Annotated in this window: 2 protein-coding genes; both read left to right on the top strand. The window is 36.6% G+C overall.

The window, feature by feature from the left end; translation table 11 throughout:
• Positions 1-80: 80 nt before the first annotated feature.
• Positions 81-1,250 (top strand): hypothetical protein, encoded by a 1,170-nt coding sequence (locus K6D58_RS07090; protein WP_296829031.1) that lies wholly within the window; start codon positions 81-83, stop codon positions 1,248-1,250.
• Positions 1,251-1,264: 14 nt separating this feature from the next.
• Positions 1,265-2,110 (top strand): hypothetical protein (locus K6D58_RS07085; protein WP_296829029.1); only part of this gene is annotated, 846 nt, incomplete at its 3' end.

Genomic DNA, 2,110 nt, shown 5'->3' with positions numbered 1-2,110 from the left:
TCTTGTTTTATTAAATATAACAATTATAATTTTAATTAACAAATTTTTATAAATTGTCACTAAAAAAAAGGAGATAGCTTATGAAAAAACTACACACAATTTTAATGGCATTAAGTTTAACGGCAGCCCTATCAGGAGAAGGCTACTTTATGAACAAACTGGGAGCCTGCGCCGATGCAGACGGCACAGAATTCGGCAGCGATTTATTTGCAATCGATAAAGATGACAAATATGACATGTTTTTTGCAGAATATGCTGAAGTCGGATACAGCTGGGATAAGGCTGAAATTTGTGCCTTAACAGCCTTTAATAATTTTGTTTTTGATGATCCACATTACAATATTATTTTTGCGGGTTATGGAGTCTTCACTCCCCTTCCTTTCCTTTCTGTAGCAGCCGGAAACGACCTGCGCGACCGCTTCTCTTTTTCTGGCGGCGAACTTTACACAGAAAACGAAGCCTACCTTTTGCAGGCAAATCCTTTTGCGGAAGGTGCCGGCTTAATTTTCGATCAGACATTTGGAGATTTCAGTCTGCTTGCTATTGCCAACATCGGATCGGCAAAGGGAAAATACCTGAACGCAGGTCTTGTCTTTAATTATGAAGGCGATTCTTATGTAGCATCCCTGCAGGCTACAGGACAGAACATACTGAACAAAAATGAATACTACCATTACTCAATTTTTGCCCATGTAAGTCTTGCCTCTTGTGATTTTTCAGCCGGCTACATAAGCAACTATAACGACGTAGATATTAATGATTTTGATTCCTTTTGCTTAGAAAGTCAGAACTATCTTCCACTTCCTTCTACCCATGTAGTAAAAGCTTCTGCCCGCTATTCAACAGACCTCTTTGTTATTGCGACAGACTTCCTTACAGGTTTGAACAAGGAATACATTCTGAATGAAGAAGCTAAAAAACGACGTGCCGCCTGGGATGCCTGGGAAGACGAAGGCTTTGATCCTGTTATCCAGGGCTGCGACGAAGGTGACGGGGAACTTGGTAAAAACGAAAACATTCCATGGCTTTTTGCTGTAAAAGGCGGCTGGTTTGCAAGTGAAGAAATCTCTCTTTTCTTAAAATATTCGATTGCACGGGGAGATGAATATATTCACGAAATTTACCCTTATGCAGACTGGAGCTTTGGCGAAAACTCAAGCTTCCGTCTTGGTGCAAGAATCAATGTTGTAAAAGACGAGGTTGTAGTTTCAATCCCTGTTATGTGGAAGGTCCTTTTTGGTATTAACTAAAAGCTTGATTGCTTATGAAAACTAAAAATATTACAGTCCTTATCTTCTCTCTTCTCTTTTTTACCACTTCCTGCCGCAACCTTATGGATGATGACACCTATAAGGAAGAGGTAAAAAAGATAGAGTCTGAAGTAAAGCCAGAAAGCCTGATTGCAAAAGAAGTTGCGATTTATTCTGCAGATAAAAAACAAATCGGATACACAAATCTTTATTTTCCACCAGAAGGAAGTCCTGGCAGCGACATTCCCTATATGGAAGTCAAATCTTTTATTGACACTTTTTTTGAAGATTATTTTACCATAAGTCAAAATGGCAGTCTTTATAAAATGATTTATAATTATAAGGATTTAGAATCTGAATATTTTACTATCGATTTTTCAAGTGGCATAGTCTTTTATTCTGATGTCAATAAAATAACTAAGTCTTCTGATATAGTGGCAGAAACCTCTGCAATAAGTCATAACACACTGGTAAATCAGAAAAATGCTGATCCATCCTATTCTATTAATTTAAAAGATTATAACATACCAATGAAATTTGAAAACGGTTACGGCTTTTTGAATCCATCTCTTATTCAGACTTTGTTTTTAAGACCAAAAAATACTGTGTTTATCTATAATGGGAAAGATATTTTTATGGATAATGAAACTGCTTACTTAGATGAAGAATACAGCAACTTAATAGTAAATCCAAAAGAAAGCTGGTCTCAGGAATTTGCTGACTTTTCTTACAATTTTTTATGCCTTTTTCTTGATTTGTACTACGGAAGAAAAGAATATCTGGGCGTAACAAAATTTGATGACTGGTTCAAAGCTTCCGGCAAAAAAGAAGAATTATGCTCTACAAATATTGAAACGTCA

The organism is Treponema sp. (assembly GCF_024696245.1).
Lineage (GTDB): Bacteria > Spirochaetota > Spirochaetia > Treponematales > Treponemataceae > Treponema_D.
Note: the sequence above shows the minus strand (reverse complement) of the source record. Positions and strands in the feature narration are given on the sequence as shown.

Bases quoted from the DNA above. Each gene is read 5' to 3' on its own strand.
- K6D58_RS07090 (WP_296829031.1), top strand. From the start codon at position 81: ATGAAAAAACTACACACAATTTTAATGGCATTAAGTTTAACGGCAGCC.